Origin of the sequence: Limosilactobacillus ingluviei str. Autruche 4 (genome assembly GCF_000312405.1) — a bacterium.
Classification (GTDB): domain Bacteria; phylum Bacillota; class Bacilli; order Lactobacillales; family Lactobacillaceae; genus Limosilactobacillus; species Limosilactobacillus ingluviei.
The window spans coordinates 285,637-312,018 of the sequence record NZ_HE997174.1 but is presented as its reverse complement, the minus strand read 5'-3'; the positions used below and the strand labels follow the sequence as shown (position 1 = coordinate 312,018).

Below are 26,382 nucleotides of genomic sequence, written 5' to 3'. Positions count from 1 at the left end.
TCCTGCCGAGGCCCCAAGTTATTTACTTTCCCACGTTGCCGTTGCGTCATGCTGGGTCGGGCGGACTAATTGAAAATCGGTGTCGTGACCCAACTGATCCACCAGTTCAAACTCGTGGGTCGCTTCGTCAGCCGGCAGTTTGATCGTCAATCGCGTGACCTTGCCCGGCTGAACGGTTAAGCGCTGAGTCTTAAAACGAACCGCACTTTCGTCATCATCATCTTTGATTTGGACCGTTGCTTTGCGCAGCCCTTTCAGCTGCAACTGATAGGCCCCTTGCGCATCGGTCCGGAAGGTTAAATCATCCGCACCGGCGACTTGATCGTGTTTAACCAACTGGTAACTGCCTCGTTGGGCCGACTTAGACGTCGTAAATTGCCGGCTTGCTGCCGGCGCAGTCGGGCGACTCTGCCACCACCCGGCCCCCAACAGGCCCGCCCCCAGCAAAAAGCTCAAACCAATCAACCAGCCTGTCTTTGCCCAACGCAAACTTTTTCCCACGCTCAAAGCCACCAAGACCAGGGCAATCCCCCAGCAAACACCAGCCCCTAAGAACCAATACATCATCGTCTTTCCTCCTTTTATCCTTGCTTCATCAGTAACATTAGTTTCATGGTCACCGCCTTCACAGCGCTGACGGGTGTCGTTGCTGAATGAAAGACCCAATACTGCAAAACCCGTAACCACATTGCCGTAGTCGCCACTTGCATCATGGCTGTTTCAACCGGCACAGTCGTCTCAGGATAAAATAACGCGTGCACACGGCGTTCCAGACGAGTCGCAAACGCCGGATCGCCATTGGGCCCCAGCAAAGCGTGCAACGCTTGGAATTGAGCTTGGTACCCCGCGAGGATTTGATCCAGCAGAACTGCATTAGGAGGCCCCGCCGGCATCGTTACCAAGGCTGTGATCGTTGCTTCTTCGATTGCTTCGAGTAATTGATATTTATCGTCATAGTAGCGATAAAAAGTTGACCGAGTCACACCCGCGGCGATCGCAAGTTGGTGAGTAGTAATTTTGTCAAACCGGGTCGTCTCCAACAAAGTTAACAAAGCGTTGTGCAACTGCTGACGCGTTTGGGCCTGTTTCTTTGTATACATAGCGCTTCCCTCCAAAATCAATCAATTTTAATCATTATGTCACATTTCGGACAAAATGGCGCGTTTTGTGCTGGGGGATTGGGGGACTGTTCTTTAAGCTAGGTTTAGCAAATCCCGAAAGGAGTACTTTGTATGAAACGAAACGTTGACCTTCATGGCCGCCCTTACCACCGCGGCCGCTTATTTACCCTAATGCTGATCGCAACTTTTGCTGGCGCCCTAATGGAATCGACCTTAGGGACGGCCCTGCCGACCTTAATGGCGAAATTTGCCATCAATCTCAGCACTGCCCAGCAAGCGACGACCTGGTTCTTATTGGCCCTGGCCATCATGGTACCAGTGTCAGCTTACTTGATCAAAACCATTCCCACCCGCCGCTTAACGCTGACTACTTACGCTGTTTTAATTGGAGGTTTGTTACTGACGGCCTTGACCCCCGAACGCCACGCCATGTGGCCAATGTTTGTTGTTGGCCGGGTCGTGACCGCCGCTGCAGTGGGGATCTTGATGCCACTGTTGCAAATCACGATTTTAAAATTGTATTCAACCAAGGAACGCGCCGTCGTCATGGGGCTGATGGGCCTCGTAGTCGGCATGTCGCCTGCTATCGGGCCTACCTTAACTGGTTGGTTGCTCGACGCTGACCACGTTTTTCTGGGGGTAACGCTGAAAGCAGCGTGGCAAACCATCTTCTATTTACCGTTGGCCGTCTTAGGCGTTATCTTTTGCTTATCCCTATTTTGGATGCGCGATGTCTTGCCCCAAGCGCAAGGCAACCACCTCGATTGGCCGTCCTTGCTCCTGTCTAGTTTTGGCTTCGGTAGTTTTTTACTTGGCTTTACCAACCTGGCTGGCCACGGGTGGGCTGACTTTGCTCAAGTTACGTTACCAATCTTGCTCGGAAGCGGGTTGATCATCGGCTTTGCCCACCGGCAACTCCAACTTGACCACCCCTTCTTGGATCTGCGGGTCTTTCAAGCTAAGCGCTTCACCTTGGCGACCTTGGGCACGATTATGGTTATGATGGCCATGATGGGGGTCGAGATGATTTTGCCCACTTACTTGCAAAACGTCCAGGGCCTCAGTGTCTTGAAATCGGGCTTGGTCCTCTTACCCGGCGCACTCTTGCTCGGGCTGATCTCTCCGTTAGCGGGATTAATGTACACCAAATACGGGGTGAAATGGACCACCCTGCCGGCCTTTTTGACGATTGCAATCGGGACGCTCCCTTTTGCTAAAATTACCACCACCACGCCGGACACCATCATTACCATCATGTACGCCCTACGGATGGTCGGAATCGCTTTAGCAATGATGCCACTGACCACCGCTGCCATGGACGCTCTCAAACCGGCCCAAGAAACCGACGGGACCGCCGTCAACAGTACCGTCCAACAGCTTGCTTCTGCCGTAGGGGTGGCTTTATTAACTTCCGTTACCCAACACGTGATTACCAATCACCAGCCCCATGCGGCCCTCCAAGCACTCGCCCCGCTTAAATACGCGGACTTGACCATTTTGGCTTCGTTAAAAGGCTTTCAGGTTACCTTTGCTTTAGGATTAGTTTTCGCCTTAGTAGGCGTTGGTATCGCCTTGGCCTTTAAATCACAACCGAAAGAAGGGAAAAAAGTATGATCATCTACATTATTATCGGCCTCTTGTTAGCCATGATTGGGGCTTGGGTCGCTTTGCCAACCCGGTGGCTTAAAATCACAGTTGGCGGCCTCTTAACCATTTTGGTTGTCTGCTTAACCGTCCAGTTAACGTTAACTTTTACTGACCACCTGGGGATGCGCCAGGTGACGACCGTTTCGACCAAGCAAATTTATTCAGCAGCCGGTCAGCAATCACCGGCCGGGATTTTGGTCGCTGATCCGGTGGGGAAAGCTGATCCGGTCCACCAAGTCTTGGTGTACCAAGATACTCCCACGGGAAAGGCGAAGGCCCATTTTGTCCCTAACCAAAAGCACCTGACCGAAAGTTTCAAACGCCAGGTTAAAATTACCACCACGGCAAAGAAAAATGCTACCCTGACCACCAAAACCACCCGTTGGCAGTGGCGCAGTAAACAGGCCGAACGGTGGCTTAATGTCGGTCAAGCCGGTGAGCTGGTCAAAGAAGTCAACATCGTCCACCTGCCGCAAGATACCTGGGTGACCCTGTCAACCAAGCAAATGCAACAATTGCCAACGTTAATGACCCAAGCCGCTTCCGAACCGGCCAGTCAAATGGCAAGGCTACCGGCTGAAGAACAGGCAAAACTAACCGTAAGCCTAATCAAACAACAACTAACCCCCCGATAAGCAAAAGGACTGGTGATACGCACCAGTCCTTTTTCGGGAGGAATTCGTCGGGGTTAGTAAACCGGCCGACGCGCCCCGGCGGTTGCCGGATCGGCAATCCCCAGGCTGTCGTTTTGGCCAAAACTTGGGTCAGCCACGATCTTTAAGACGACGTCGGCAATACTTTGCCGGGACCCCGAAACCCCAACAAAGGCTTCGTGGCGGTGGGTTATGGTGTACTTGACCTCATCGCGATCATTTAACCACGGCAAGCGTAAGGTCGTGTAAGTCAACCCCGAAGCCGCCGCCAATTGATCCGACTGGACCATCGGGTTGTCAGGCTTTACTTCGCCACCAAAGCAGTATTCCCGGTTCCAGCGGCCGAATTCCCCCGGCACTTCATCGTAGATCCCCAGAATATTGGTTAAGATCAAGCGGTCCACGCCCTGAGCTTTCATCGCCGCAATCAGGTTTTTGGTGGGACGGTTGGCCACGTCGTGATCAACCACCGCATTAAAGACCAAATCTTGGCCCGCCACGCCCTGTTCAACTACCGCTGGATCATTCAAATCCCCTTCGACGACCGTCACCCGCGGGTGGGGCGCTAAATCTTGCAGCCGCTTGGCATTGCGCAAGACCAGGGTTAACTCGACGTTTTCAAATTGGGCCTCGTTTAAAATGCGGTCTTCAACCAGCCGGGCAATTTGCCCGTTGGCCGCAAAAATTACCATTTTCATCTTCTAAACTCCCTCATTTCGATTAATCAAACAAAAAATGCAACAACAGCCGGTCGACCCGCCGGCTTTCGTGCAGCTGGCTGTGCGACAGGCCGGTTAATTTCACTTCCCGATAGCTGGCCGCCCGCGACTTAAACAGCGGCCGTAACCGCCGGGAGGCCGCGTTAGGGACCCGCTGGTCGGCCGTACTGTAGACATTGAGTACCGTCAAGTGGGCCGGAAGATTCTTGGTCAGTTCCGACGTCAGCTCCGCCTTCATTCCCGGAAACAGGCCCCCGGCTAACATCACCAGGTGGCGGACCGGGGGCAAATCCGCTTGCTGGCGGTAGTCATTTAAGTAGGCCAAGGTGGTTAGATTGCCCATCGAGTGGCCGATTAAATTGATCTGTTTGGTCTTAGTCGCCCGCTGCCCTACTTCAATCGCGGCTTTAAGCCACCGACCATCCTGGTGAAAATCGGTATTGCGACTGTCAGCAAAATTGACTTCCACCAGCGGATGGTGCGCATTTTTGGCCACGTGGCCCACCAAAACGGCGTGCCCTTTGCGATCCACATTTACCCGCACGATCGTGTTGCTAGCCCCGTGGGCGGTTAAGTACGTCGTCATCTGGTGTTCTGCCCGGGCACTGCTGCCGTAGCCGTGCATAAAGTAGGTGGTCGTCGAAGACTGGGCCGCCTGCACCGGCCAAAAACTCACCAGCAACCCGGCCAATGCGCCCAGCAAAATGGTTATCACTAAGCGTTGTTTCATAGCTAAGCCCCCTGAGGCGCTAAGCGGTGTGCCGCCACAAACTTCGCCACGCTCGCCTGGTTGGTCACCCTCAAGCCTTCCGCCAAGCGGGCCCCCGCTTGGTGTGCCAAGTCTGCCATTGTAGACATCGATTTACTGATCGGATCACTCATGCTGGTCGTAAAGGGAATGATCACCTTACCGCGCAAGTCATAGTCTTGAAAGAAGGTGTGAATCAGCATCGGTGGTTGGTGCCACCAGGTTGGAAAGCCCACCCAGATGGTTTGATACGCAGCCAAGTCTGGCAGATTGTGGCGTAAGGCGGGTAAGTAATGATTTAACCGTTCATCGTCCGCCCGCCGGACGTAATTATCGTAACCCTGGGGGTAAGGCGTTTGCGGTTGCAGTGCCACCACTTGGCGGGCTCCGGTGACTTTTTGCAGGGTTTGGGCCGCCCGCTTGGTGGTTTGGGTCAGGGAGAAGTACACGATTAAAGTTGACCCTGGCCGATTCATTTCAATTATCAAAGTGATCACCAGTCCTTTTAAAGTTGCCTGACAGCTTAGTCGCTAACCACGACCAACGACTTGATCGCCTGGCGCTGATCCATTGCTGTGTACGCCGCTTGGATCTCATCGAGAGTAAAGGAATGGGTAAAGACTTGCCCCGGGTTGATCTTTTCATCCAGAATCGCTTGCAGCAGGACCTGGCGATCGTAAGTCGTTACCGATGCAATCCCCCCGCGCAAGCCAATGTTTTGCCAGAAGAAGGCGTTCGCGGTTGGTTCCGTTTGCGGGACCCCCACCCGGCCAATTACGGCACCCGGCCGGGCCAACTTGCCGGCTTGTTCAATTGCGCTGGTGGCCCCGACGCATTCCAAAACAGCATCGGCCCCACTGCCGGTCAATTCCATCACCTCGGCTACGGCTTGGTCGCCACGAGCTTCCACAATATCGGTGGCGCCAAACTGGCGGGCCAAGGTGGCCCGGTCCGCGTGGTGGCTTAAGGCAATGATCCGCTTTGCCCCCCGTAATTTGGCGCCGATCACTCCGCACAAGCCCACGGCCCCGTCGCCAATTACCACGGCAGTATCGCCAGGCTTGACTTCGGCACTTACGGCAGCGTGATAGCCCGTCGCCGCCACGTCAGCCAGGGTCGTCAGTGAGGCTAATTGGTCCTCAGAATAATCACTGGGCTGACCCGGGATTTTCACCAGGGCCCAGTCGGCGTTGGTAAACCGCAGGTATTCGGCTTGGTAGCCGGCGTTGCCACCGGGTTCTTGATTTAAACAATTACCATCAAAGCCGGCCAAACAAGCGGCGCACTTGCCACACCCGTGGGTGAAGGGGGCAATCACGAAGTCGCCCGGGGCCACCTGGTGGATGTCAGCCCCGACTTCGGTCACAATCCCGATCGCTTCGTGGCCGGTCATGGAACCAATTTCCCGCTTGGCAATCCCGCGGTACCACCATAAATCAGAACCACAAACACTGGCCCGTACTACCTTGATCAAGGCATCGGTGGGCTTTTGAATTGTCGGCATGGTCACTTCTTTGACCACCATTTGACCCGGTCCTTGAAAAATCGCTGCTTTCATTTTGCTTCCTCCAATCATTTAGTTAAGCCTACTGTAAACCTTCAAGTCGACTTCAAGGCAAGCGCAAAATAAAAAAAGACCAGCGAAGTTTCCCTTCGCCAGTCTCTCATCATTTAATCCCGCCGGTCAGATTGTTTGCGCAGGTGGTAGTAATCCTCCTCTTCCAAGAAGGGCAGGACGTGATCTTCAAAGTGGTCTAATTTGTACGCCAGGTAGTTTAAAGTCCGGTCCAATTCCGTGCGTTGTTGCAACAGCGCGTCGTATTGCTCTTGCAAGAGGCTCTTTTGGGCGGCCCGGCTGTCTTGGTGTTCCCGGTAGATTGTCACAAAATTCACTAACCGCTCCACCGACATCCCAGCTTTGCGCATCGCCTTGATAAACAAGCCCCACTTAATCTCGGCCTCACCATACTCCCGGTATCCACTAGCGTTGCGGGGAATCGGCGGCAACAGGCCGCAACTCTCCCAGTAGCGCAAGGTCTCCTTGGGCACCGCCAAGCGTTCGCTCGCCGCTTTAATGTTCATCTGACTTTCCCCCTTGCTGTTTGACCACCATTGCTTCCATTGTATCAAATTCCCGCAGAAGGGTTTGACAATGCGCTTGCCACTGCTGCTTGGTTTCCGCCACAAAGCTTTGTCGGGCCGGGGTCGCCTGCGGTCCTAACTGGACCAAGTGCACGTATTCGCGCAAAAAGGCCGCCCCGGCTTCAGAACTTCCCAGCCGCTTCACGTGCTGAACCCAGGCCAGGTCCTGGGCCGAATAATTTCGTAACCCATCCGCTCGCCGGGCCACCGGGGGCATCAAGCCCTCCCGTTCCCATTTCCGCAATTGATCGGGCGTCACCTGCAACTGCTTGGCTGCCGTAAGAATCTCCATAAGCGTTTCCTATTCTTGTCCCGCAAAATCAAGTGCCATGTGGGCATAGCTTTCTTCCTTGGCATCACTTGGTTGGTAGTAGCGGCGGTTTTGATCCAGCTTGGCAATCGCCGCCATTTCCGCAGACGTTAATTCAAAGTCAAAGATTGCCGCGTTGCTCTTGATGTGATCCGGGTTGGTCGAACCAGGAATCACAATAAAGCCCATTTGAATGTGCCAACGCAAAATAATCTGGACGTTGGTCTTGTGGTACTTGGCTGCCAATTCCGTAAAAATTGGCTCATTAATCAGCCCCTGATCACCGTGCCCCAACGGATACCAGGCCATCAACCGGGTGCCAACGGACTTGAGCTGCGCGCGGACCGGTCCCTGGGTAAAGTAGGGGTGGGCCTCCGTTTGTAACACCTGGGGCTTGATCTCAGCTTCGGCCAGTAAGCGGGTTAATTTTTCATCGTGGAAGTTGGAAATCCCGATCGCCCGAATCTTGCCGGCCCGGTACGCGGCTTCCAACTGCCGGTAGCCGGCCATGAAGTCGCCAGCCGGTTGGTGCAAAAACATCAGATCAATGGTGTCGACCCCCAGGCGTTCCAAGGTCGCATCCACCGCTTGGGGATCCGTGTAGACCGTCGGCCACAGCTTCGAGCTTAAAAAGACTTGCTCCCGGGCCACCCCGGCCGCTTGAATCCCGCCCCCGACCCCGCGTTCGTTCAGGTAGGCGTTGGCCGTATCAATCAATTGGTAGCCACTTTGCAGGGCCGTCGTCGTCGCCGCTTGGGCTTGGGCCGGGGTCATCAAAAAGGTGCCGAGGCCGAGTTTGGGCATCTTGACCCCGTTGTTAAGTTCAAAAAATTCCATTTTTACTTCCTCCAATCAAATTCGTAACCTTAGGATAAAGCTTGGAGTGCACTTGAAGGCAAGCAAAAAATTTAAAAATGGTACTAACAGGATTTTACTCCTATCAGTACCAAATATTGTAGAACCCTTTAAATTCAATGTTTCGTCACCAGTTTGAAGACCTTATCAAGTTCCCCGTTCAGGTAGGAGACAATATTTTGACACGACAGCTTTTGCAAATCGACCAGTGAATCGGTGCTGTAAAAGGCCACGTGGGGGGTAATCAAGACGTTGGGCCGCCCAACTAAGGGGTGGTGGGCCAAATCTGGATTTTCCGTCGTTAAGACATCCAGGGCGGCCCCCTTCAGTTGACCTTGGTCTAATGCCGCAATCAGTGCGGCTTCGACCACTGCCGCTCCCCGCCCCATATTGATGAAGTAGGGGTGCTTTTGCATCTGGGCAAAGGCGGCCGCGTCAAAGTAGTCGTGATTAGTTTCGTTTAAGTTCATGTGGTTCGTCACCACATCAGCTTCGCGGAATAAGGTCGCTGGCGACACCAGTTCCACGATCCCACTGACCTTGGCAAAGTCGGCATCGGTGATGAAGGGATCGGTGGCCAAAACGCGCATCCCCAACGCGTGCGCTCGCATGGCGACGGCCCGGCCGATCTTGCCCAACCCGACAATTCCGAGCGTTTGGTTGCTCAAGCGCGGATTGGGCGTCATCAAATCATAGCGCCAGGCGTGATTTTGGTCGACGTCATTGACGTAGGCCTTGAGCTGCCGCACCAGAGCTAGCATGGCGGTAATCGTAAACTCAGCCACGTCTTGGGTACAATACTCACCAACCGGGCACACCCCAATCCCGAATTCCTCGGCCGCCGCCAAATCGACGTTATCGTAGCCCGTCGCGTTGATCGCAATCACCTTAAGCTGGTCGGCTTGGGCCAAAGCAGCGCGATCAAGGGGAATAAAGGCCGTCAGGAGGGCATCGACCTGGGCTAGTTTGGCCAAAAACTCAGCCCGGCGTTCGGCCGTGTATTCGTAAACTTCGATTTCACAGTTTGCCAACCCCGCCGTCAGCACCTGGCGTTCTAAATCGTGCTTAGGCATCATCGATTCTTTGTAATCTGCGATGAGGACTTTCATACTACTGCCACCTTTCAAAAAAGCCGGGATTGCTCCCAGCTTATCCTTCCAGCCCCGGATGGACCATCGTCACGTGTTCCCGTTGGGCCTCCATAAACGGCGGGCCTACGACTTCAAAGCCCGCCTGCTGATAATAACCCACGACTGGGGTTTGAGCGTGGATCGTGATGGTTTGCCCCGGAAAATGGCGCTTGATTCCGGCTAACAGGTGTTGCAATAACGCCTTGCCCAGCCCCGTGCCCCGGTAGGCTTTGGCAACCACCACCCGACCAAAACTAACCCCGTCCGCCGTCGCAAAATAGCGGGCGTAGGCCACGACCTGCTCACCCTCGCGAGCAAACAAGTGGTGGCAGTGCCGATCTTGTTCATCTGGTTCGGGATAGCTGCTTTGCTGCTCGGCATTAAAGACCTGCGCTCGCAGCCAGTAAATCCGTTGTAATTCATCCACCGTCAGGGCGGTAAACTCTTTATCCTGCCATTCCATCGGCGTCCCCCCTATAACATGACGACCTGGTAAACTTCGTGGCAAAAACCGCGCAACCCGTTATAAACCCGCTTGGCCCGGGATTCACTGCGGCAAATTGCAAAGACCGTTGGCCCGGTGCCACTCATTTGCGCCACATCAGCGCCTAATTTCAACATTTTGGCCTTCAAGCGCCCAATTTCTGGGTACTGCTGCTCGGTTACCGGCTCCAAGACGTTGCCCATTTTTTGCAGGGCCCCGGGCCAATCCCCCGTCTGCATTGCCTGCAATAAGCCCGCATTATCCAGGTGCGCCAAGGTTTCATAATTAATCTGGCGCAGGATGGTCGGCGTTGAAACACTGACCTTGGGCTTGGCAACCACCACCCAATCGTGCGGGACGGGTGGCAATAATTCGACCTGTTCCCCATGGCCGGTCACGTGCGCGGTGTGACTGTAGACACAGTACGGGACATCAGAATCAATGCTCAAGGACAACTTCGCCAACTCTTCTAAGGACAGCCCCAGCTCCCAGCCCGCGTTTAAGCCCCGCAACACGGCCGCGGCATCCGATGAACCGCCTCCCAAGCCCGCCGCAACCGGGATATTCTTTTTGATCTTAATCGTCACCCCCGCCGGCTGGTGAAAGCGGGTCTTTAACATATGGGCCGCTTGGTAGGCTAAATTTCGCTGGTCATTGGGCAGAAAACCACTGTCCGTGTAAACCTTGATCGTCTGCGGGTGGTCATGAATCTCGATCGTAAGGTAGTCAGCTAAATCAATCGAGGTCATCACCATATTCCACTTTGGGAGACCATCGAGGTAGCGCATCGGGGTATCCAAAGACAGGTTGATTTTCGCCGGTGCTTTTTCCGTCACCAACATGGCAAGTCCCCCTTTTAATCAGTTGTTTGCTAACATTATACAGAGCTTTAGGGAAGGCTTTCAACCGGCAAACAAAAAGAGCCTCCCGCGAACGGAAAGCTCTTAAAAATTAATCAAAAATCCCGGCGGCTTGTAAGGCATTGGCCAGTTGAATAAATTGGTCCAAGCTCAACCGTTCCGGCCGAATTTGCGGATCCAACGCTAGGTCGGCCAAGACTTGTTGCACCGCCGCGGTTTTGGCAGCATCTTTTTTAAAGTACGGTTTGAGGTTATTCCACAAACTCTTGCGCCGGTGGGCAAAGCAGGTCTTGATCAACGCAAAGAGTTGCTTTTCGCTGCTTGGCAACACCGCCAACGGCTGGGCCCGCTGGGTTAAGGTTACGATGGCTGAATCTACGTTTGGCGCCGGGACAAAGGAACGGCGCGAAACGGTAAAGGCCAGCTTGGCGTCCATCTTGTATTCGATCGCCAACGTCAAGGCACCATAGTCCTTGGTACCAGGCTGCGCCGCTAAGCGTTCGGCGACCTCTTTTTGCATCATCACGGTGATGTTGGCCCATTCAACCGGGGTCCCCAACAAGTGCATCAGAATCGGGCTGGTAATGTAATATGGCAAGTTCGCCACCACTTTGACGGGCTTGGTAGGATCGGTAAAGTGCTCGGCAATCAATTGGGGCAGGTTCGCCTTTAAGACATCCTGGTTCAGCACGGTAACGTTGGCGTAATCACTCAAGACGTCAGCCAGGACCGGCAATAAGTCCGTGTCCAACTCCAAGGCTAAGACCTGGCCGGCCCGCTGGGCCAATTTTTCCGTCAATGCCCCCAGCCCGGGCCCAATTTCAATCACGTTATCGGCGGCACTAATCGCCGCCGCATCGACAATCCCGTTTAAAACTGCCGGGTTGGTCAAGAAATTTTGACCAAAGCCCTTCTTGGCGTGGAGGTGATATTTTTGCATAATCGCCTTGGTCCGGCTTAAGTTTCCGATTGCTTCTTTACTCATCGCGTTGTCCTTCCTGGTTGATTTGCTTGAGTGCCGCCACAAAGTGGTCCCGCTTGATCTGAAAGAGGTTTAAGCGGACCAAAAATTGCTTGGCGTTGCCGTAGCCAATCCCTAACAATTGACCCAGCCGTTCGCGCCGCCGGCGGGCCGTCTTGCCCCCCATCAGGTCGTTTAATTGCAGGTCGGCCACGCTAAATTCAGCGGGCGCACTCGGGACTTCCGTATACACTTGGGCCAAGGCCGCTTGAATCGCGGCCGGACTGGCATGCTCAACGCCCAGGCTGCCGTGGGCTTGACTTGGCACCCCTTGGTCGCGCCGAATAAAGGCATGCTTGACGCCCGGAATCGCCTGGCTGATCATTTTACGCAACCGTTCGCCATTAAAGTCGGGGTCGGTAAAAACGATCAAGCCCCGCGTTTTTTGCAGCTGTTTGAGTTGGGCCAGGCCCGCTTCGTCCAAGGCCGAACCGTTGGTTTCAAAGGTATCAGCGGCAACGGCCATTTGAATCCGTTTCGTGTCGTCCTTGCCTTCGACGACAATCACTTCTTTAATCTTTTGCATGGCGGGTAAACAAGCGCACCGCGTTGTCATACGTCGCGGTCGCTAGTTCTTCAGGCTCCTTTCCTAGCAATTCCGCCAGCCCCAGCACCGTAAAGTAGGTAAAAGCTGGCTCATTTTGTTTGCCCCGGTAGGGCATCGGGGTTAAATACGGGGCGTCAGTTTCCACCAGCAAGTGCGCCAAGGGGGTCACCTTGGCTGCTGCCTGAACCGCCGTGGCCTGCTTAAAGGTCACCACTCCGCTAAAGGAAAGGTCCATTCCTAAATCCAAAAAGCGTTGCGCCCACTCGGGACCTTCCGCAAAACTGTGCATAACCCCACCAAATTCTTCCACGTGAGCGGCCTTTAAAATCCGGTAAGTATCTTCAACGGCTTCCCGACAGTGAATCACCACCGGTAAGTGCAACTCCCGGGCCATCGCTAATTGCCGGGCAAAGATGCGTTGCTGGACGTCACGAGGCACCGCATCCCAGTAGTAATCCAAGCCAATTTCGCCCATCGCAACGACTTGGGGGTCAGCCAATTGATTCAAGAGAGTCTGTTCGGCCGCTTGATCATACGCCGCCAAGTCCTCCGGATGCCAGCCGACTACTGCTGACAACGCTGCGTGGTCATGCGCCAGTTGCAAGGCCCGGGCGTTGAGTTTGGCGTTGGAACCCACCATGTTCATCTTAACGACCCCAAAATGGGCGGCCCGCGCTAGGTAGGCCGCCACATCATCGTAAAAGACATCGTCATTGAGGTGGGTATGAGAATCGTAAATGGTTAAGCGTTGCGGCTCCATTATTCAACGCCCGACCCGTTAACCAGACTTTCTGGAACCGTCACCAGCGTGACTTGGCCGTCGTGTTCAGCTGATAGGATCATCCCGTTGCTTTCGTGGCCCAGCATCTTCTTTGGTTTCAGGTTAGCCACGATTACAACCTTCTTGCCAACCAAAGCGGCTGGTTCTGGATACCACTTGGCAATCCCAGAAAGGATCTGCCGCCCCGTGGCCGAGCCATCATCCAATTGGAACTTCAGGAGTTTATCGGAACCTTCGACCGGTTCAGCCGCCTTGATTTCGGCCACCTTTAATTCCACTTTTTCAAAGACATCAAACCGGATTGCCTTCTTGCCAGTGGTTTCGGCAACCGGTGCTTGGGCTTGTTGCTTTTCTGCCATCGCTTTGCGTCCCTTCTGCTTTTGGTTAGCACTCATTTGACTCTGAATGAATTCAATTTCTTCCTTGCGATCCCGCCGCGGGAAGATTGGCGTCCCCTTGGCAACGACCTGCGCTTCCGCCGGGAAGTCATCAAACTTCAGGTCCACCAGGGAAACCGGGTCACTAGCCAGGCCTAATTGACGCCAGATTTCAGCCGGCACATCTGGCATGAATGGTTGCAGCATTGCCGCCGCAAAGCGCAAGGCCTTGGCCAAGTGGGTCATCACATCTGACAGGACCGTGGCTTGACTGTCGTCCTTAGCCAAGACCCACGGTTCGGTTTCATCAATGTACTTGTTGGCCCGGGCGATCAATTTCCAAATTTCGCTTAAGGCATCAGCAAAGCGAGTTTCGTCCATCAGCTGTACGTAGTTGGTAAAGACTTGCGCCGCGGTTGCTTCCAAGTCGGCATCAAAGGCCGTCGTCGCCGTTGGCTGGCCAACCAAGTGGCCGGCTTGGTACTTGTTAACCATCGCTACCGTCCGGTTTAAGAGGTTCCCCAAGTCGTTGGCCAGGTCGTAGTTGACCTTATCGACAAAGTCTTCGGGACTGAAGACCCCGTCGTTACCAAACGGCATCGCCTTTAGCAGATAGTAGCGAGTCGCATCCAAACCGTAGCGGTTCACCAACGTTTCCGGGTAAACGACATTCCCCTTGGACTTGGACATTTTGCCTTCCCGCATCGTCAGCCACCCATGGCCGATGACGTGCTTGGGCAGTGGCAGCCCCAACGCATGGAGCATGATTGGCCAGTAGATCGTGTGGAAGCGCACGATTTCCTTGCCGACCATGTGGACATCCGCCGGCCAGTACTTCTTGAAGTTGGCGTCGTCATCAGAGCCGTAGCCTAAGGCTGTAATATAGTTGGATAAAGCATCGATCCAAACGTAAACGACGTGCTTGGGATCGCTTGGCACCTTAACCCCCCAACTAAATGACGTCCGGGTGACCGCCAAATCTTCTAGCCCCGGCTTTAAGAAGTTGTTAAGCATTTCGTTCATCCGCGATTGGGGTTGGATGAAGTCCGGGTGGGCTTGGTAGTAGTCCATCAACCAATCAGCATACTTGCTCATCTTAAAGAAGTAGGATTCTTCTTCCACCAGTTGAACTTCGTGGCCCGATGGCGCTTTCCCACCGATCACGTTGCCTTGGTCGTCACGGTATACTTCGGCCAGTTGGCTTTCGGTGAAGTATTCTTCATCATCAACGGAATACCAACCGCTGTACTTACCCTTGTAGATGTCACCTTGGTCCAAGAGTTGTTGGAAAATCTTTTGGACCGCTTTTTCGTGGTAATCATCGGTCGTCCGGATGAACTTGTCGTTGGTAATCTTCAATTGTTGCCATAATTCCTTGATCCCCTTGGCCATTCCGTCCACGTAAGCTTGCGGGGTTTGACCCAATTTTTCGGCCTTTTGTTCAATCTTGAGCCCGTGTTCATCCGTCCCCGTCAAGAAAAAGACGTCATAGCCCCGCAGGCGCTTAAAGCGCGCAGCGGCATCACAAGCCACGGTCGTGTAGGAGTTCCCGATATGTAACTTCCCGGATGGGTAGTAAATCGGCGTCGTAATGTAGTAAGTTGGTTTTGCTGCTGCCATTGCAATTCCTCTTTTCCAGAAGTAGTTAATTAGTTCTAGTATAGCAAAGTTTCGGGGCTGATTGTAGCGCTCACCCTAAAACAAATCCAGCTGTTCGGGGTCAGGCGGAACCAAGCCGGTAAAGTGCAACCCCAAGTAATCGCGCAGGGCCAGGGCGTTGGGAGCCGCATCCCCACCGGAATTGTTGTTAAAGATCACGCAGACCTCCGCCGGGGCGGGCTGCAAGCTTGTGATCGCCGCCCCTAATTCGGCCAACTCCTGGGCCGAATACGAGTACAGGGTGCGCTTGGCGCGCCAGTCGGCCCCGGTATGCTGCCAGCCAGCCGAGTTGCGCCCGTGCAAGCGAAGCAGGGCCAAACGCGGGTTAGTCGTTGCTAAGACAAAGGGCACACTGGCCGGCAGCTGGTGGGGTTCATCAGCGGCCACCAAAATCAGCCCCAATTCCTGGCAGTAGTTAATCAATGATTGCCGCACCCCCGCCTTAAACCAGGATTGGTGGCGAAATTCCACGGCTAAGGGCAACTTGGGCAACCAACGGCGAATTTGCATCAAGTATTCAATGTTGGCCGGAAGCGCCGTAAAGGTCGGCGGAAATTGAAAGAGAATCGCTTTGAGCTGCCCAGCCGCCACCAGCGGACTGATGACTTGGCGAAACTGCCCAAACAGTTCGGCCAGGGTTTGACCGGCTGGCAACTGGGCCTGGGGGTGTTTGGTCATCGCTTGGTGGGCCTTAACGATAAATTGAAAGGCTGGCGTAACTTCCCCCAGCCAGGCTTGGACCGTGCTCAGCCGTGGCAGGGCGTAAAAGAAGGTATCCACTTCCACGACCGGCAAGTGCTGGGCGTATTCTCGCAAGGTGAGCGGGTGCGCTTCTTTAATCAGGGCTTGGTGCTCCTTCCAGGTGGTCAGGCCAATCGTAATTTCCATTGCAAACTTCCTTTCTGCATTAAAACAGGCCGACTGCCTTGAGCCGACCTGCTACCTATTTATTCGTGTATTTGCTGCTGAGGGCTTGTTGAACGTGCTTGGGCGCTTGATCAAAGGCGACTTTGCCTTCATACTTCGCCCGAACCATCAGCCGATTGGCCCCGGTCGCATCACAAGTAATCAAGGTCAGAATTTTTTCGGGCGTATCATTGACTACGTCCACCCGCGTGGCCAGGATAAACTTGCGCTCATAAATTCGGTAGGTGTAAACATGTTTCATGTCCGTTAGATAAACCTTTTGCCCCACCTTCGCGTGGTAATACAGCGGAGAAAACAGAATCTTCGAACCGTGCGCCATGTTGTGACCGGCCAAGGCGTAGTTGCCCTGCCCCATTTGTTGGTCCGGACGCATGGTCCCGGCTGCCAAGGCCAAGGTGGTATTGGACACCCCGGTCGCAATCGGGATCGTCATCTTAATGGCCGGGATCGAAATTTCCCCAATGATGTTGACCGCCTGCTTGTTGGCGCGCGCCTTGGCGACCGCTTGGAAGTTCAGATCCTTGGTTTGGGAAAAATCAAAATCCTTTTGATTGACTTGCTTTTGCTGATTTTTTTGTACCAAGGTCTTAGTAATCGTTGGTCGGTAACTGCCGACCAGATAGTATTTAATCTGTTGGTTAAAAATTAAAGCGAGGCTGACCAGTACCAACAACAACCAGCCAACCCGTTTTAACCATCGTTTGGCTTGCATATTCTCCTCCATCCCCACTGACAATTCTGGCTTGACAGCTCGTTGACCAGTGGTTGTAAAATAAGCTTCGTTTATTGTACACCATTTATGAAAGAAGGTCGGCTATTTTGGCTGCTAATCAGACCCCTGTATGGGTCAGAAACCTCCGGGTGCTCTCGGTCAGCGTCTTTTTTGCCGGGATGGGGTTTTCCGAAATTATGCCCTTTTTATCCCTGTACGTCGCTACGCTCGGTGACTTCACCACCCGGCAGCTAACCTTTTATTCCGGGGTGGTCTTCGCCAGCATGTATGTCGTGTCGGCACTCACCTCGCCACTATGGGGTAAACTGGCTGACCGAATCGGGCGGAAACCGATGTTGCTGCGGGCCGCGCTAGGGATGGCGGTTGTGATTGCCGCAATGGGGCTGGTCCAAACCGTCTGGGAACTGATCCTGTTACGGATGGCCCAGGGCATCTTCGCTGGCTTTGTCAGCAATTCCAACGCTTTGATTGCGACCGAAACCCCGAAAGCCAAGGCGGGCCGGGCCCTCGGTACCATGGCGGCCGGCGTCACGGGCGGGAACCTGCTCGGCCCCCTGCTAGGCGGCAGTTTGGCGGAAATTTTTTCCTACCGGGCCACCTTCCTCGTGACCGGGGGGATCTTATTTCTCGTCTTTTGGGCGTGCTTCTTCCTCGTAAAAGAAGAGGGCTTTACCCCCGTTACCGCTGCTAAGTTTGATCACGCCAGTGGGGTCATCAAAAGTTTACGCTCCCCGCAAGTCGTGCTGGGTTTGTTATTAACCACCATGATTATTCAGGCCGCCAACAATTCCATCAACCCGATCGTATCCTTATTTGTTAAAGAGCTGATGCATAACGGTCCCGGGGTGACCTTCGTCAGTGGAATCATCGCTGCTTTGCCGGGGATTGCCACCATGCTGGCGGCGCCGCGCTTAGGCCGCCTCGGCGATCGGATCGGGACCCAAAAAATTCTGATTGCCGGCTTTCTTTTAAGCATCCTGTGCTTTGTCCCTTCAGCCTTCGTGCGCAACCCGTGGCAATTAGGCGGTTTGCGTTTTCTGATTGGGATCGCGGACGCCACCCTCTTCCCGCAAGTGCAGACCCTTCTGGCCAAACAAACTCCCTCCGAACTAACCGGGCGCATCTTCAGCTGGAACCAAAGCACCATGTACATCGGCAATATTTTGGGCCCGCTGATCGGGGGTGCCGTGGCCGGGTGGTTTGACTATGGGGCCGTCTTCTTGGCCACCGCTGGACTGGTCGCTGTCAACCTCGGCCTCTTTTTAGCCAACGTTTTCTTCCCCTTACAAAAAAGCCAGGCCTGATTTTCCACCACTTAAAAATCGCCAGCCCTAACCGCGGGGACTGGCGATTTTAAGTTTCTTTCCTTTCCCGCCACCATTCGGGAAGCTGGCACCAATGCAGCGGCGACTGCCAACCTGTGGCTCCCCACGCTTCAATCAGCTGGGCCAAGCTCAGTTCCGCTGGCAGGCTCGCCCGTAACGCCGCGGCCCACTGCGCCGCCGGACGCCAGGTTGGCTCCCACTGCTGTAAAGTAGCAATCGTATTGATCAATTCTTGCTCACGCTGCGTGGTCCGCCAAAAATCGGCATCTAAGGCGCGTAATTGGAGCTGCCCAGCGGCATTGAAGCGGTAGCCGGCCCACATGTGCTGACTGATCGGCAGCAAACACCGTTCACTGGCCACATAGCGCAACCGACCCACTAAAGCCGTGGGGCTGGTATAGCCCAGGGTAACCGGATCAAAAATATCAATATAGTTGTCAATCCGGGCCCGGTACTTCCGAACCCGTCGCCACTCCCGGGTGGTCAAAAGCGGATAGAGATTGGCCCCCTCATAGAGCCAAGCGTGTTTAATCCGCCCTAGGTGTTGACAATTGGCCAGGGCAAACTGCGCATTGATCGCCCCGAGCGAGTGACCATAGATAAAAAATTTAGCCCGCGGATACTGAGCCACCAATCCATTCAAGACCCGGGCCGCGGTTTGCAGTTGGGACGGAATGTGCCGTTGGTGGCGCAAAAGTGCTTGCAGCAAGGGGAGGTTGGTGGCCAGCCATTCGTCATTCCAAGTCGTCGGGTTGCCTTTGCGCAAGCCTGACGAGCCCTTAAATAACAAGACCAACTCACGCGGCTGCGTTGCGGAGCCAATTACAAAGAGCTGAAAGCCATCGGGCTCATAAATATGGGCCAGGACCTGTCCTAACGGATACCGCCCGACCTTAATTGGTTGCCCTGGAACCAATAATTGGTATTCCAACTTGGCTAGGGCCACCCGTTCTTGATCCGTTAACTGGGTCTGCATTCGTTTCTCACCCCTTCCACGCTGCGTGGTGTTTAACTCTAGTATACCCCAGGATGGCAAAAAAGGACCGGCGCAAAAACGCCGGTCCTTTTGAAAATGAAGCCCGTTCTGATTACTTGAGACCGTACTTCTTGTTGAACTTGTCGACTGCCCCATCGGCTTGGGTAAACTTTTGCTTCCCCGTGTAGAATGGGTGGGAGTCGGAAGTAACTTCAACCCGGATCAGTGGGTATTCGTTGCCGTCTTCCCACTTAACCGTTTCCTTAGACGTAGCCGTAGACCCGGACAGGAACTTAAAGCCCGTCGAAGAGTCTTCAAATACTACGTAGTGGTAATCTGGGTGAATTCCTTGCTTCATAATTTATACGCTCCTTTGCCATGAATCATTGCCTGAAACATAGATTATTTTCAATAACCTAGACAGAATAACACAGTTTGCTCCAATTAGCAACCAACGAACCCGGGCCAACCGCCAAAAAGGCCGTCAGTTCCCGGGCCAGCCGAGGTAAAATTTATTCGTCTTCAATCTTGACATCGGCGTTCAGCCGGTTCAGCTTCCAGATGATCCGGTCATAACCGCGCAAAATATTATCGGCCTTGTGGATAACGGTTTGGCCTTGCGCCATCAACCCCGTGATGACTAGGGAAGCCCCCGCGCGGATTTCGCCGGCTTCGACGTCCGCCCCGCGTAAGGTCGCCTGATCGGTATGGTTGATCAAGATCCGCCCATCGCCGCCTTCAATTTGCATCCCCATCTTTTGCAATTCTGGAATGTGCTTTAACCGCTTCGGGTAGATCGTGTCGACCACCACGCTTTGCCCCGCTGCCAAGGCCATCAATGGCGTCAACGGTTGTTGCAAGTCCGTCGCAAAGCCCGGGTACGGCATCGTCTTAACGTGGATTGGCTTAAGGTCGGTCACCGGCGGAACGTAGATTTTATCACTGTCAATTTGCAGATCGACGCCCATTTCCATCAACTTGCTGGTAAAGGCTTCCAAGTGTTCGGGGATCACGTTGTTTAACATCACCCCGTCCCCTAAGGCCGCGGCCAAAGACAGGTACGTCCCCGTCTCAATCCGGTCGGCGATGATCGTATGGGTGTTCATCGATTGCAAGGTCTTGACCCCGGTGATCCGGATCACGTCAGTCCCGACGCCCCGAATCTTAGCCCCCATGTTGTTTAAGAAGGTCGCCAGATCGACAATTTCTGGTTCCCGGGCCGCGTTTTCAATCACCGTTACCCCGTCAGCCCGTACGGCCGCCAGGATCGCATTAATCGTCGCCCCCACGGAAACCATATCCATAAAGATCCGGTTCCCATGTAAGCCGTTGGGAGCATCTAAATGCACCGTACTGCCATCTTCGTGCACCGTGGCCCCCAAGGCTTCAAAAGCCTTTAAGTGTTGGTCAATCGGCCGGGGCCCAATGTTATCGCCCCCGGGGAAGGTCAACGTCGCCCGGTGGAACCGGCCCAACAACGCCCCCATAAAGTAGTAGGACGCGCGCAAGCTCTTAATCGCCTTGCTGGGCAGTTCGGCTTCCATGATTTGGGTTGGGTCAACATCAAGCACCCCGTGGGAAAAGGCAGACTTAACGTTCATTGACTCCAAAATAATCATTAGGTTGTGAACATCCAGGATGTCCGGCACGGTATCAAACTGCACAGGAGTGTCGGCTAAGATGGCCGCCGGAATCAAGGCCACGGTACTGTTCTTGGCACCACCGATGGTTACTTCACCCGACAGACGGTTTCCTCCTTGAATGATCATTTTTTTCATGTTGGTCTTTCCTCACTTAATCACGCTATTAATTCATTGTTCAACCTGTCTTACGAAATTGAAACAGTCAATAGATATGATAATGAATAAAGCGCGAAATTACAACCTTTTACCGGGATTCTTAACAATTCGATCACGATCCGCCCACTTTTTTCTGGTCGGGCGCTAAAAAAGCGGTCACAACCAAGTGCGGTCATTAGTAAAGCGGCCTCATTCATTCAGTTTCAATGTACCCGCTTCCCCGGCAAAAAGCAACTCAAGCTACCAAAAAAGACTGCCCCGCTGTGCGGAACAATCTTTCAGGTTTAATCGCATTAGTGATTAGTCGGCTTGCCCTTCCAAGGCGGCCTTGACAAAGGCCGCAAACATGCCTTCTGGGTGGTTTGGCCGGGACAAGAATTCAGGGTGGTATTGGGCCGCCATGTAGAAGCGGTTGGTTGGAACTTCCACGATTTCGACCAGGTTGCGTTCTGGGTTGACCCCAGCCACCTTTAAGCCGGCGGCTTCTAATTCAGCCCGGTAAGCATTGTTGTATTCATAACGGTGACGGTGCCGTTCGTGAATCAAGCTTTGACCGTAAGCGGCCGCTGCCTTGGTCCCATCAACCAGCTTGCAAGCGTAGGCCCCCAACCGTTGGGTCCCCCCGAGGTCTTCAACGTCCGCTTGGTCCTTCATCAAGTCAATGATGTTGTGACTGGTATTGGGATCAAATTCCGTTGAGTTGGCATCCGCATACCCCAGCACGTGGCGGGCGTATTCGATCGTCGCAATTTGCATCCCCAAGCAAATCCCCATGTACGGAACGTCATTTTCCCGGGCATATTGTGCCGTCGTGATCATCCCTTCGATCCCCCGGCTGCCAAAGCCCCCTGGGACCAGGATCCCATCGTAGCCACCCAAGACCTCCGCCACGTTGTCAGGCGTGATCGTTTCAGCGTTAAAGTGGTCAATTTCCACCTTGGCATCCACCGGATAGCCGGCGTGCCGCAAGGATTCGTTTACTGAAATGTAGGCATCTTGCAGGTCCGTGTACTTCCCAACCATCGCAATCTTAACCGTTTTGGTCAGTTCATTTTCAATGTGGTCGACCATCTTGGTCCATTCCCGCATGTCGGCCGTTGGGACGTCTAACTTAAAGTGGTCGACTACTAATTGATCCAAGCCCTGCTTTTGCATGTTCAGCGGAATTTCGTACAGGTTTGGCACGTCCATTGATTCAATCACGGCCGTTGGATCCACGTCGCAAAAGAGGGCGATCTTCTTGCGCATGTCGTCATCAACCGGCTTTTCAGTCCGCAAAACCAAGATGTTGGGTTGAATCCCCAAGCCCCGCAATTCCCGCACGGAGTGTTGGGTTGGTTTGGTCTTCATTTCGCCGGCCGCCCCTAAGTATGGGACCAAGGTGGTGTGAATGTATAAGACGTTGTCTTCGCCGGCGTCCTTCTTCATTTGCCGGATCGCTTCCATAAATGGTTGGGATTCAATGTCCCCCACGGTCCCCCCGATTTCTGTGATCACAACTTCAGCGTCGGTACTTTCCCCGGCCCGTTGGATCTTTTCCTTAATCATATTGGTAATGTGGGGAATTACTTGGACCGTGCGGCCTAAGTAGTCACCCCGCCGTTCCTTGCGCAAAACTTCAGAGTAGATCTTCCCAGTCGTGACGTTGGAGTACTTGTTTAAGTTGTTGTCAATAAACCGTTCGTAGTGACCAAGGTCCAGGTCGGTTTCCGTCCCGTCATCAGTCACGAAGACTTCCCCGTGTTGGTAAGGGCTCATCGTCCCCGGGTCAACGTTAATGTAAGGATCGAACTTTTGAATCGCGATCTTTAACCCCCGGTTCTTCAGCAAACGGCCCAGGGAAGCGGCTACGATCCCCTTCCCCAGCGATGATACAACCCCACCAGTCACAAAAATATACTTCGTCATGCTTGTCTCCTTTGCTTTGCGTTTTCTAGCACTTTCAGCCCACCGGCGCGCTTCAGTCGGCTGACAAGGGGTGCGCCAAACGTAAAAACTCCCCGCTTCAATTGCTGAAACAGGGAGCCTTAATTTTATCTTCATTGGCCCAAGAAATTCTTGGGAGCCCAAGTATCATAATACTGACTCCGTCGTGGATAGTCAAGCCATAAGTTCGTTAAAACTTATTCTTCGTCATCCTCTTCTTCGTCGTCTTCATCGTCGTCGCCGAAGTCTTCGTCATCCAACTCTGACAATTGGTCTTCGATGTTGTTATCATCATCGTCATCATCAACCGGATTGTCATCATCGTAATCATCGTCATCGTAGTCGTCGCTGTCATCATCAGTGTCGGCTAGATCATCGTCTTCAGGGTCGTCGTTGTCGTAGTCGATGACATCATCATCGTCATCGCTACCGGCCAAGAAGGCATTAACCTTGCGACTCTTCTTCTTTGGCCGATCTTCATCGTCATCATCGGTTTCCCCGATCGTGGCTTCGTCGATTGATTCAAATGGGTACCATGCACGCAAGCCCCAAGTGTTGTCACCCAGGGAGATAAAGCTGCCGTCGACGTTCAAGTCCGTGTAGAACTGGGAAAGCCGTTCGCGAATTTCTTCATCGCTCTTGCCAAGGTACTGTTGAATTTCGTTCGTTAAATCAGCAAAGGCCATTGCTTCCCCATGGTAAGCCAGGATCGCATGTGCGACCTCAACCATTGAGAGTTCTGACTTATCTTGGCCATCGAAAACCTTTAAATCCAAATTGGTGCACATCCCTTCAAAAATAATGGGCCCGCCCGCACCAGGCACGGGGGGCGCTTTTGCGTCGTTATCTACATAAAAGTCCAACTTACATAATACTATCTTTCAAAGCTTAAATCAAGGTAGTAGTTACCGATCAACCCACTCTCGTTGTGTAAGCGGTACCGCAAGCGCAAGTGCCCTTGGGCCGCCGCCCAGTCCATTTCGCTAACAGCTTCGGCGGTCTCAACTTGCAGGCTCAAAACCCCGTATTCGGTTCGGTAATGGCTCAGGGTGGGCTCCTGCGGGTTAAATTGCAATCGCGTCCGCCGGGCCCCATTCCGGGTCACGCTCAAAGCGCCCGCATCCAGGCGCATCTGGACCGGCGTGGCTTGACCCGCTTGGTGTTCCGTATAGGTTAAGTAGTGCTGGTGATCATTCAAACTGACCAAACGCCCCGCCTCTTGAAAGGTAAAGCGTTCAAATTCCCCGTCAATCATCGCTTCAATTTTTAGGCTGACCTGCACGGCCGTTTCTGTCTTAATCATCTTCACCCCGTCTCAGTTTGCCTCTATTATAAGTAAAAGCGGACCGCTTCTCAAATTTGATCGGTCCGGAAATATTTCGTCCCCGACCAAAGTTCGTTATAATGGAAACTAACTTTAACTTGACAGAAAGGAATTACCATGGGCTTTTTCGATGAACAACTGCCAAAGGAAAAGGTCTTTCGCGACCCGATCCACCATTACATCGTCGTTGATAACCAAATCATCCTCGATTTGATCAACACCCCGGAGTTTCAACGCCTACGCCGGGTCAAGCAACTAGGGACCAGTGCCTTGATTTTCCACGGGGCTGAGCACTCCCGCTTTGGCCACAGCCTGGGGGTCTACGAAATTACCCGCCGGATGTGCAATCATTTTCAACGCAATTACCCGAGCCAGGATGCTGGCGACGGCTTGTGGAACGACCGCGAACGGCCGGTGGCCCTGTGCGCCGCTTTGTTGCACGATCTGGGCCACGGCCCCTTCTCCCACACCTTTGAACACATCTTTCATACCGACCACGAAACGATTACCCAGCGCCTGATCACCAGTCCGGAAACCAATATCAACCAGATTTTACGGCGGGTCAGTCCCGACTTTCCGGCCCAGGTGGCCAGCGTCATCGACCATACTTATGCCAACCCCCAAGTCGTCCAGATGATTTCATCGCAAATTGATGCCGATCGGATGGACTACTTACAGCGGGACGCTTTTTATACCGGCACCAACTACGGCAAGTTTGACCTTGACCGGGTCTTAAAGGTGATGCGTCCCGTCCAAAATGGGATTGCCTTTGAAATTGCCGGGATGCACGCCGTTGAAGACTACATCCTCAGCCGCCTGCAAATGTATCTGCAGGTCTACTTTCACCCGGTTTCCCGGTCGCTGGAAGTCATCTTGGCCCACCAACTCAAGCGGGCTAAGTGGCTCTATCAACACCCCAACGACTACCAACCGGAGTTTTTGCCCCAATTGTTGATGCCCTTTTTCAACGGCCGCTTTTCCCTAGAAGATTACCTGACTTTAGATGACGGCGTGCTGACCACTTACTTTACCCACTGGCGCCACGCCAGCGATGACATCTTAGCGGACCTGGCCGACCGCTTTTTAAACCGGCGCCCCTTCAAATCGGTCCTTTACGACGAAGCCTCGGCCGCCCGGCTGCCCAAATTACGGGATTTGATCGCCACCGCCGGCTTTAATGCCGACTACTACACGGCAACCAATTCATCGTATAAACTCCCCTATGATGTCTACAATCCGCAGGCGCAAACGCCCCAAAGTCAGATTGAACTGGTCCAACCCAACGGGGAGTTGGTCGAACTATCCCAAGTTTCGACCTTAGTCGCCAGCGTCGCGGGCAAAGAAGCCGGCGACATGCGCTTCTTCTTCCCCAAGGAAATGCTCGAACAGCACCAAGACATCGAGATCTTCCAACCGATTTACGACGAATTCCAAAGTTATTTGCACAACAATCACTTAATCTAAACCGAGAAAGGATTTTATTATGACTATCAAACTGGTTGCCATCGATATCGACGGCACGTTAATCAATGACCAACGCGAAATCACCCCCAAGACCAAGGCGGCCTTAGCGAAGGCCACCGCCGCCGGGATCAAGGTCGTCTTATGTACCGGCCGGCCAATGACCGGGGTCGTGGCCTACTTAGATCAATTACACCTTAACGGTCAGGCTGATCAATACGTGGTCAGCTACAACGGTGGCCTGGCCCAATCGACCAGCCAGGACGTGATCGTCAACGCCACGGTTGACTTTGATGACTATCTGGACCTGGAAAACTTCTACCGCAAGCACGGGGTGAAGTCAATCATCGAAACCGCCGATTATATCTACTCGGCCAACCAGGACCTCAGCCCCTACACCGTTCACGAATCCGACTTGGTCTCGATGCCGATCCGTTTTAGGACGATGGACCAGCTGTTGGCGATGCGCGAACAACTCGAGATTGGCAAGGTGATGCTGACGGATGAACCGGCCAAAATTGACGCCATCTTGCCCGAATTACCGGCGGACCTCAAAGCGCGCTTTGCCTTTGTACGCAGTGAGGAATACTACCTCGAAGCCGTCAACCCTAAGGCCGGCAAGGGCAACACCCTGACCGCCTTGGCCCAGCACCTCGGGTTCGAAATGGCCGAAGTAATGGCGATTGGCAACGCCCAAAATGATGAATCAATGATTGAAGCCGCTGGCATCGGGGTTGCGATGGGCAATTCCATTCCTTCCACCTTGGCCTGCGCCGATGTCGTCGTGGCTGATAACAACCACGATGGGATTGCTGAAGCGATTGAAAAGTACGTCTTAAATTAACCACAGCAAAAGC

General features: G+C 53.6%; 29 protein-coding genes. 5 read left to right on the top strand and 24 right to left on the bottom strand.

What is annotated here, in order from left to right:
• Nucleotides 1-18: 18 nt before the first annotated feature.
• Both BN54_RS07245 and BN54_RS09870 read right to left on the bottom strand, forming a co-directional pair.
• Nucleotides 19-567, bottom strand: coding sequence for a hypothetical protein (locus BN54_RS07245; RefSeq protein WP_155818322.1), 549 nt, complete (start codon nucleotides 565-567; stop codon nucleotides 19-21).
• Between the two features lie 14 nt (nucleotides 568-581).
• Nucleotides 582-1,100, bottom strand: a complete 519-nt coding sequence (locus tag BN54_RS09870; RefSeq protein WP_019206512.1) for a TetR/AcrR family transcriptional regulator — start codon at nucleotides 1,098-1,100, stop codon at nucleotides 582-584.
• A 132-nt stretch (nucleotides 1,101-1,232) separates the two neighbouring features.
• On the opposite strand from BN54_RS09870, the gene BN54_RS07235 reads away from it, so the two are divergent.
• Nucleotides 1,233-2,735, top strand: a complete 1,503-nt coding sequence (locus BN54_RS07235) for an MFS transporter (RefSeq protein WP_019206511.1) — start codon at nucleotides 1,233-1,235, stop codon at nucleotides 2,733-2,735.
• Nucleotides 2,732-3,403, top strand: coding sequence for a DUF4811 domain-containing protein (locus BN54_RS07230; protein ID WP_019206510.1), 672 nt, complete (start codon nucleotides 2,732-2,734; stop codon nucleotides 3,401-3,403). Before BN54_RS07235 ends, BN54_RS07230 begins: the two co-directional genes overlap by 4 nt.
• A gap of 53 nt (nucleotides 3,404-3,456) precedes the next feature.
• On the opposite strand, the gene BN54_RS07225 is transcribed toward BN54_RS07230, so the two are convergent.
• The 16 genes from BN54_RS07225 to BN54_RS07150 form a co-directional block, all read right to left on the bottom strand.
• Nucleotides 3,457-4,119, bottom strand: coding sequence for an NAD(P)H-binding protein (locus BN54_RS07225; protein ID WP_019206509.1), 663 nt, complete (start codon nucleotides 4,117-4,119; stop codon nucleotides 3,457-3,459).
• A 22-nt stretch (nucleotides 4,120-4,141) separates the two neighbouring features.
• Entirely contained in the window at nucleotides 4,142-4,870 is a 729-nt protein-coding gene (locus tag BN54_RS07220; RefSeq protein ID WP_019206508.1) for an alpha/beta fold hydrolase, read from the bottom strand.
• Between the two features lie 2 nt (nucleotides 4,871-4,872).
• Nucleotides 4,873-5,364, bottom strand: a complete 492-nt coding sequence (locus BN54_RS07215; RefSeq protein ID WP_019206507.1) for a flavodoxin — start codon at nucleotides 5,362-5,364, stop codon at nucleotides 4,873-4,875.
• A 47-nt stretch (nucleotides 5,365-5,411) separates the two neighbouring features.
• Nucleotides 5,412-6,446: a zinc-binding dehydrogenase gene (locus BN54_RS07210; RefSeq protein WP_019206506.1), complete on the bottom strand. Its 1,035-nt coding sequence runs from the start codon at nucleotides 6,444-6,446 to the stop codon at nucleotides 5,412-5,414.
• 113 nt (nucleotides 6,447-6,559) lie between these two features.
• On the bottom strand, nucleotides 6,560-6,970 hold the full coding sequence (locus tag BN54_RS07205) for a MerR family transcriptional regulator (protein WP_019206505.1): 411 nt from the start codon (nucleotides 6,968-6,970) through the stop codon (nucleotides 6,560-6,562).
• The gene (locus BN54_RS07200) at nucleotides 6,960-7,322 is read right to left on the bottom strand and encodes a MerR family transcriptional regulator (protein WP_019206504.1); all 363 of its coding nucleotides are present in this window, start codon (nucleotides 7,320-7,322) and stop codon (nucleotides 6,960-6,962) included. Before BN54_RS07200 ends, BN54_RS07205 begins: the two co-directional genes overlap by 11 nt.
• Nucleotides 7,323-7,331: 9 nt before the next feature.
• The gene (locus BN54_RS07195; protein ID WP_019206503.1) at nucleotides 7,332-8,177 is read right to left on the bottom strand and encodes an aldo/keto reductase; all 846 of its coding nucleotides are present in this window, start codon (nucleotides 8,175-8,177) and stop codon (nucleotides 7,332-7,334) included.
• A gap of 134 nt (nucleotides 8,178-8,311) precedes the next feature.
• A complete protein-coding gene (locus BN54_RS07190; RefSeq protein ID WP_019206502.1) occupies nucleotides 8,312-9,304 on the bottom strand; it encodes an NAD(P)-dependent oxidoreductase in 993 nt (330 codons plus the stop codon).
• 40 nt (nucleotides 9,305-9,344) lie between these two features.
• Nucleotides 9,345-9,788 (bottom strand): GNAT family N-acetyltransferase, encoded by a 444-nt coding sequence (locus BN54_RS07185; protein WP_019206501.1) that lies wholly within the window; start codon nucleotides 9,786-9,788, stop codon nucleotides 9,345-9,347.
• 11 nt (nucleotides 9,789-9,799) lie between these two features.
• Entirely contained in the window at nucleotides 9,800-10,651 is an 852-nt protein-coding gene (gene ispE / locus BN54_RS07180; RefSeq protein WP_019206500.1) for a 4-(cytidine 5'-diphospho)-2-C-methyl-D-erythritol kinase, read from the bottom strand.
• 109 nt (nucleotides 10,652-10,760) lie between these two features.
• A complete protein-coding gene (gene rsmA, locus BN54_RS07175; RefSeq protein WP_019206499.1) occupies nucleotides 10,761-11,654 on the bottom strand; it encodes a 16S rRNA (adenine(1518)-N(6)/adenine(1519)-N(6))-dimethyltransferase RsmA in 894 nt (297 codons plus the stop codon).
• Nucleotides 11,647-12,216 carry a ribonuclease M5 gene (gene rnmV, locus BN54_RS07170; RefSeq protein ID WP_019206498.1) on the bottom strand — a complete coding sequence of 190 codons (570 nt, stop codon included), beginning with the start codon at nucleotides 12,214-12,216 and terminating at the stop codon, nucleotides 11,647-11,649. The genes rsmA and rnmV overlap by 8 nt, the downstream gene beginning before the upstream one ends.
• Entirely contained in the window at nucleotides 12,203-12,997 is a 795-nt protein-coding gene (locus BN54_RS07165) for a TatD family hydrolase (RefSeq protein WP_019206497.1), read from the bottom strand. The genes rnmV and BN54_RS07165 overlap by 14 nt, the downstream gene beginning before the upstream one ends.
• Nucleotides 12,997-15,021, bottom strand: a complete 2,025-nt coding sequence (metG, locus tag BN54_RS07160; RefSeq protein ID WP_268869344.1) for a methionine--tRNA ligase — start codon at nucleotides 15,019-15,021, stop codon at nucleotides 12,997-12,999. The genes BN54_RS07165 and metG overlap by 1 nt, the downstream gene beginning before the upstream one ends.
• Nucleotides 15,022-15,090: 69 nt before the next feature.
• A complete protein-coding gene (locus BN54_RS07155) occupies nucleotides 15,091-15,942 on the bottom strand; it encodes a DUF72 domain-containing protein (RefSeq protein ID WP_019206495.1) in 852 nt (283 codons plus the stop codon).
• A gap of 55 nt (nucleotides 15,943-15,997) precedes the next feature.
• Nucleotides 15,998-16,693 carry a class A sortase gene (locus BN54_RS07150; RefSeq protein WP_019206494.1) on the bottom strand — a complete coding sequence of 232 codons (696 nt, stop codon included), beginning with the start codon at nucleotides 16,691-16,693 and terminating at the stop codon, nucleotides 15,998-16,000.
• Between the two features lie 104 nt (nucleotides 16,694-16,797).
• Between BN54_RS07150 and BN54_RS07145 the strand changes: the two genes are divergently transcribed.
• Nucleotides 16,798-18,018 carry an MFS transporter gene (locus tag BN54_RS07145; protein WP_437176731.1) on the top strand — a complete coding sequence of 407 codons (1,221 nt, stop codon included), beginning with the start codon at nucleotides 16,798-16,800 and terminating at the stop codon, nucleotides 18,016-18,018.
• 49 nt (nucleotides 18,019-18,067) lie between these two features.
• Here the strand turns inward: BN54_RS07145 and BN54_RS07140 are convergent, their stop codons facing one another.
• From BN54_RS07140 to BN54_RS07115, 6 genes are all read right to left on the bottom strand, one after another.
• Nucleotides 18,068-19,015 carry an alpha/beta hydrolase family protein gene (locus BN54_RS07140; RefSeq protein WP_019206492.1) on the bottom strand — a complete coding sequence of 316 codons (948 nt, stop codon included), beginning with the start codon at nucleotides 19,013-19,015 and terminating at the stop codon, nucleotides 18,068-18,070.
• A gap of 112 nt (nucleotides 19,016-19,127) precedes the next feature.
• Nucleotides 19,128-19,373: a type B 50S ribosomal protein L31 gene (locus tag BN54_RS07135; RefSeq protein ID WP_019206491.1), complete on the bottom strand. Its 246-nt coding sequence runs from the start codon at nucleotides 19,371-19,373 to the stop codon at nucleotides 19,128-19,130.
• Nucleotides 19,374-19,527: 154 nt separating this feature from the next.
• Entirely contained in the window at nucleotides 19,528-20,793 is a 1,266-nt protein-coding gene (gene murA / locus BN54_RS07130; protein WP_019206490.1) for a UDP-N-acetylglucosamine 1-carboxyvinyltransferase, read from the bottom strand.
• Nucleotides 20,794-21,114: 321 nt separating this feature from the next.
• On the bottom strand, nucleotides 21,115-22,722 hold the full coding sequence (gene pyrG, locus BN54_RS07125) for a CTP synthase (protein ID WP_019206489.1): 1,608 nt from the start codon (nucleotides 22,720-22,722) through the stop codon (nucleotides 21,115-21,117).
• 215 nt (nucleotides 22,723-22,937) lie between these two features.
• A complete protein-coding gene (rpoE, locus tag BN54_RS07120) occupies nucleotides 22,938-23,516 on the bottom strand; it encodes a DNA-directed RNA polymerase subunit delta (RefSeq protein ID WP_191976450.1) in 579 nt (192 codons plus the stop codon).
• Between the two features lie 98 nt (nucleotides 23,517-23,614).
• Nucleotides 23,615-24,043 carry a YwiB family protein gene (locus BN54_RS07115; protein ID WP_040470011.1) on the bottom strand — a complete coding sequence of 143 codons (429 nt, stop codon included), beginning with the start codon at nucleotides 24,041-24,043 and terminating at the stop codon, nucleotides 23,615-23,617.
• A gap of 138 nt (nucleotides 24,044-24,181) precedes the next feature.
• Between BN54_RS07115 and BN54_RS07110 the strand changes: the two genes are divergently transcribed.
• Together BN54_RS07110 and yidA are read left to right on the top strand one after the other, a co-directional pair.
• A complete protein-coding gene (locus tag BN54_RS07110; RefSeq protein ID WP_019206486.1) occupies nucleotides 24,182-25,528 on the top strand; it encodes an HD domain-containing protein in 1,347 nt (448 codons plus the stop codon).
• Nucleotides 25,529-25,547: 19 nt separating this feature from the next.
• Nucleotides 25,548-26,369 (top strand): sugar-phosphatase, encoded by an 822-nt coding sequence (gene yidA, locus BN54_RS07105; RefSeq protein ID WP_019206485.1) that lies wholly within the window; start codon nucleotides 25,548-25,550, stop codon nucleotides 26,367-26,369.
• The last annotated feature ends 13 nt before the right edge of the window (nucleotides 26,370-26,382 follow it).

What these genes read in the sequence shown, in the direction of transcription:
- BN54_RS07245 (WP_155818322.1), bottom strand. Translation starts at nt 567, where the DNA reads ATGATGTATTGGTTCTTAGGGGCTGGTGTTTGCTGGGGGATTGCCCTG.
- BN54_RS09870 (WP_019206512.1), bottom strand. Translation starts at nt 1,100, where the DNA reads ATGTATACAAAGAAACAGGCCCAAACGCGTCAGCAGTTGCACAACGCT.
- BN54_RS07235 (WP_019206511.1), top strand. Translation starts at nt 1,233, where the DNA reads ATGAAACGAAACGTTGACCTTCATGGCCGCCCTTACCACCGCGGCCGC.
- BN54_RS07230 (WP_019206510.1), top strand. Translation starts at nt 2,732, where the DNA reads ATGATCATCTACATTATTATCGGCCTCTTGTTAGCCATGATTGGGGCT.
- BN54_RS07225 (WP_019206509.1), bottom strand. Translation starts at nt 4,119, where the DNA reads ATGAAAATGGTAATTTTTGCGGCCAACGGGCAAATTGCCCGGCTGGTT.
- BN54_RS07220 (WP_019206508.1), bottom strand. Translation starts at nt 4,870, where the DNA reads ATGAAACAACGCTTAGTGATAACCATTTTGCTGGGCGCATTGGCCGGG.
- BN54_RS07215 (WP_019206507.1), bottom strand. Translation starts at nt 5,364, where the DNA reads ATGAATCGGCCAGGGTCAACTTTAATCGTGTACTTCTCCCTGACCCAA.
- BN54_RS07210 (WP_019206506.1), bottom strand. Translation starts at nt 6,446, where the DNA reads ATGAAAGCAGCGATTTTTCAAGGACCGGGTCAAATGGTGGTCAAAGAA.
- BN54_RS07205 (WP_019206505.1), bottom strand. Translation starts at nt 6,970, where the DNA reads ATGAACATTAAAGCGGCGAGCGAACGCTTGGCGGTGCCCAAGGAGACC.
- BN54_RS07200 (WP_019206504.1), bottom strand. Translation starts at nt 7,322, where the DNA reads ATGGAGATTCTTACGGCAGCCAAGCAGTTGCAGGTGACGCCCGATCAA.
- BN54_RS07195 (WP_019206503.1), bottom strand. Translation starts at nt 8,177, where the DNA reads ATGGAATTTTTTGAACTTAACAACGGGGTCAAGATGCCCAAACTCGGC.
- BN54_RS07190 (WP_019206502.1), bottom strand. Translation starts at nt 9,304, where the DNA reads ATGAAAGTCCTCATCGCAGATTACAAAGAATCGATGATGCCTAAGCAC.
- BN54_RS07185 (WP_019206501.1), bottom strand. Translation starts at nt 9,788, where the DNA reads ATGGAATGGCAGGATAAAGAGTTTACCGCCCTGACGGTGGATGAATTA.
- ispE (WP_019206500.1), bottom strand. Translation starts at nt 10,651, where the DNA reads ATGTTGGTGACGGAAAAAGCACCGGCGAAAATCAACCTGTCTTTGGAT.
- rsmA (WP_019206499.1), bottom strand. Translation starts at nt 11,654, where the DNA reads ATGAGTAAAGAAGCAATCGGAAACTTAAGCCGGACCAAGGCGATTATG.
- rnmV (WP_019206498.1), bottom strand. Translation starts at nt 12,216, where the DNA reads ATGCAAAAGATTAAAGAAGTGATTGTCGTCGAAGGCAAGGACGACACG.
- BN54_RS07165 (WP_019206497.1), bottom strand. Translation starts at nt 12,997, where the DNA reads ATGGAGCCGCAACGCTTAACCATTTACGATTCTCATACCCACCTCAAT.
- BN54_RS07155 (WP_019206495.1), bottom strand. Translation starts at nt 15,942, where the DNA reads ATGGAAATTACGATTGGCCTGACCACCTGGAAGGAGCACCAAGCCCTG.
- BN54_RS07150 (WP_019206494.1), bottom strand. Translation starts at nt 16,693, where the DNA reads ATGCAAGCCAAACGATGGTTAAAACGGGTTGGCTGGTTGTTGTTGGTA.
- BN54_RS07140 (WP_019206492.1), bottom strand. Translation starts at nt 19,015, where the DNA reads ATGCAGACCCAGTTAACGGATCAAGAACGGGTGGCCCTAGCCAAGTTG.
- BN54_RS07135 (WP_019206491.1), bottom strand. Translation starts at nt 19,373, where the DNA reads ATGAAGCAAGGAATTCACCCAGATTACCACTACGTAGTATTTGAAGAC.
- murA (WP_019206490.1), bottom strand. Translation starts at nt 20,793, where the DNA reads ATGAAAAAAATGATCATTCAAGGAGGAAACCGTCTGTCGGGTGAAGTA.
- pyrG (WP_019206489.1), bottom strand. Translation starts at nt 22,722, where the DNA reads ATGACGAAGTATATTTTTGTGACTGGTGGGGTTGTATCATCGCTGGGG.
- BN54_RS07115 (WP_040470011.1), bottom strand. Translation starts at nt 24,043, where the DNA reads ATGATTAAGACAGAAACGGCCGTGCAGGTCAGCCTAAAAATTGAAGCG.
- BN54_RS07110 (WP_019206486.1), top strand. Translation starts at nt 24,182, where the DNA reads ATGGGCTTTTTCGATGAACAACTGCCAAAGGAAAAGGTCTTTCGCGAC.
- yidA (WP_019206485.1), top strand. Translation starts at nt 25,548, where the DNA reads ATGACTATCAAACTGGTTGCCATCGATATCGACGGCACGTTAATCAAT.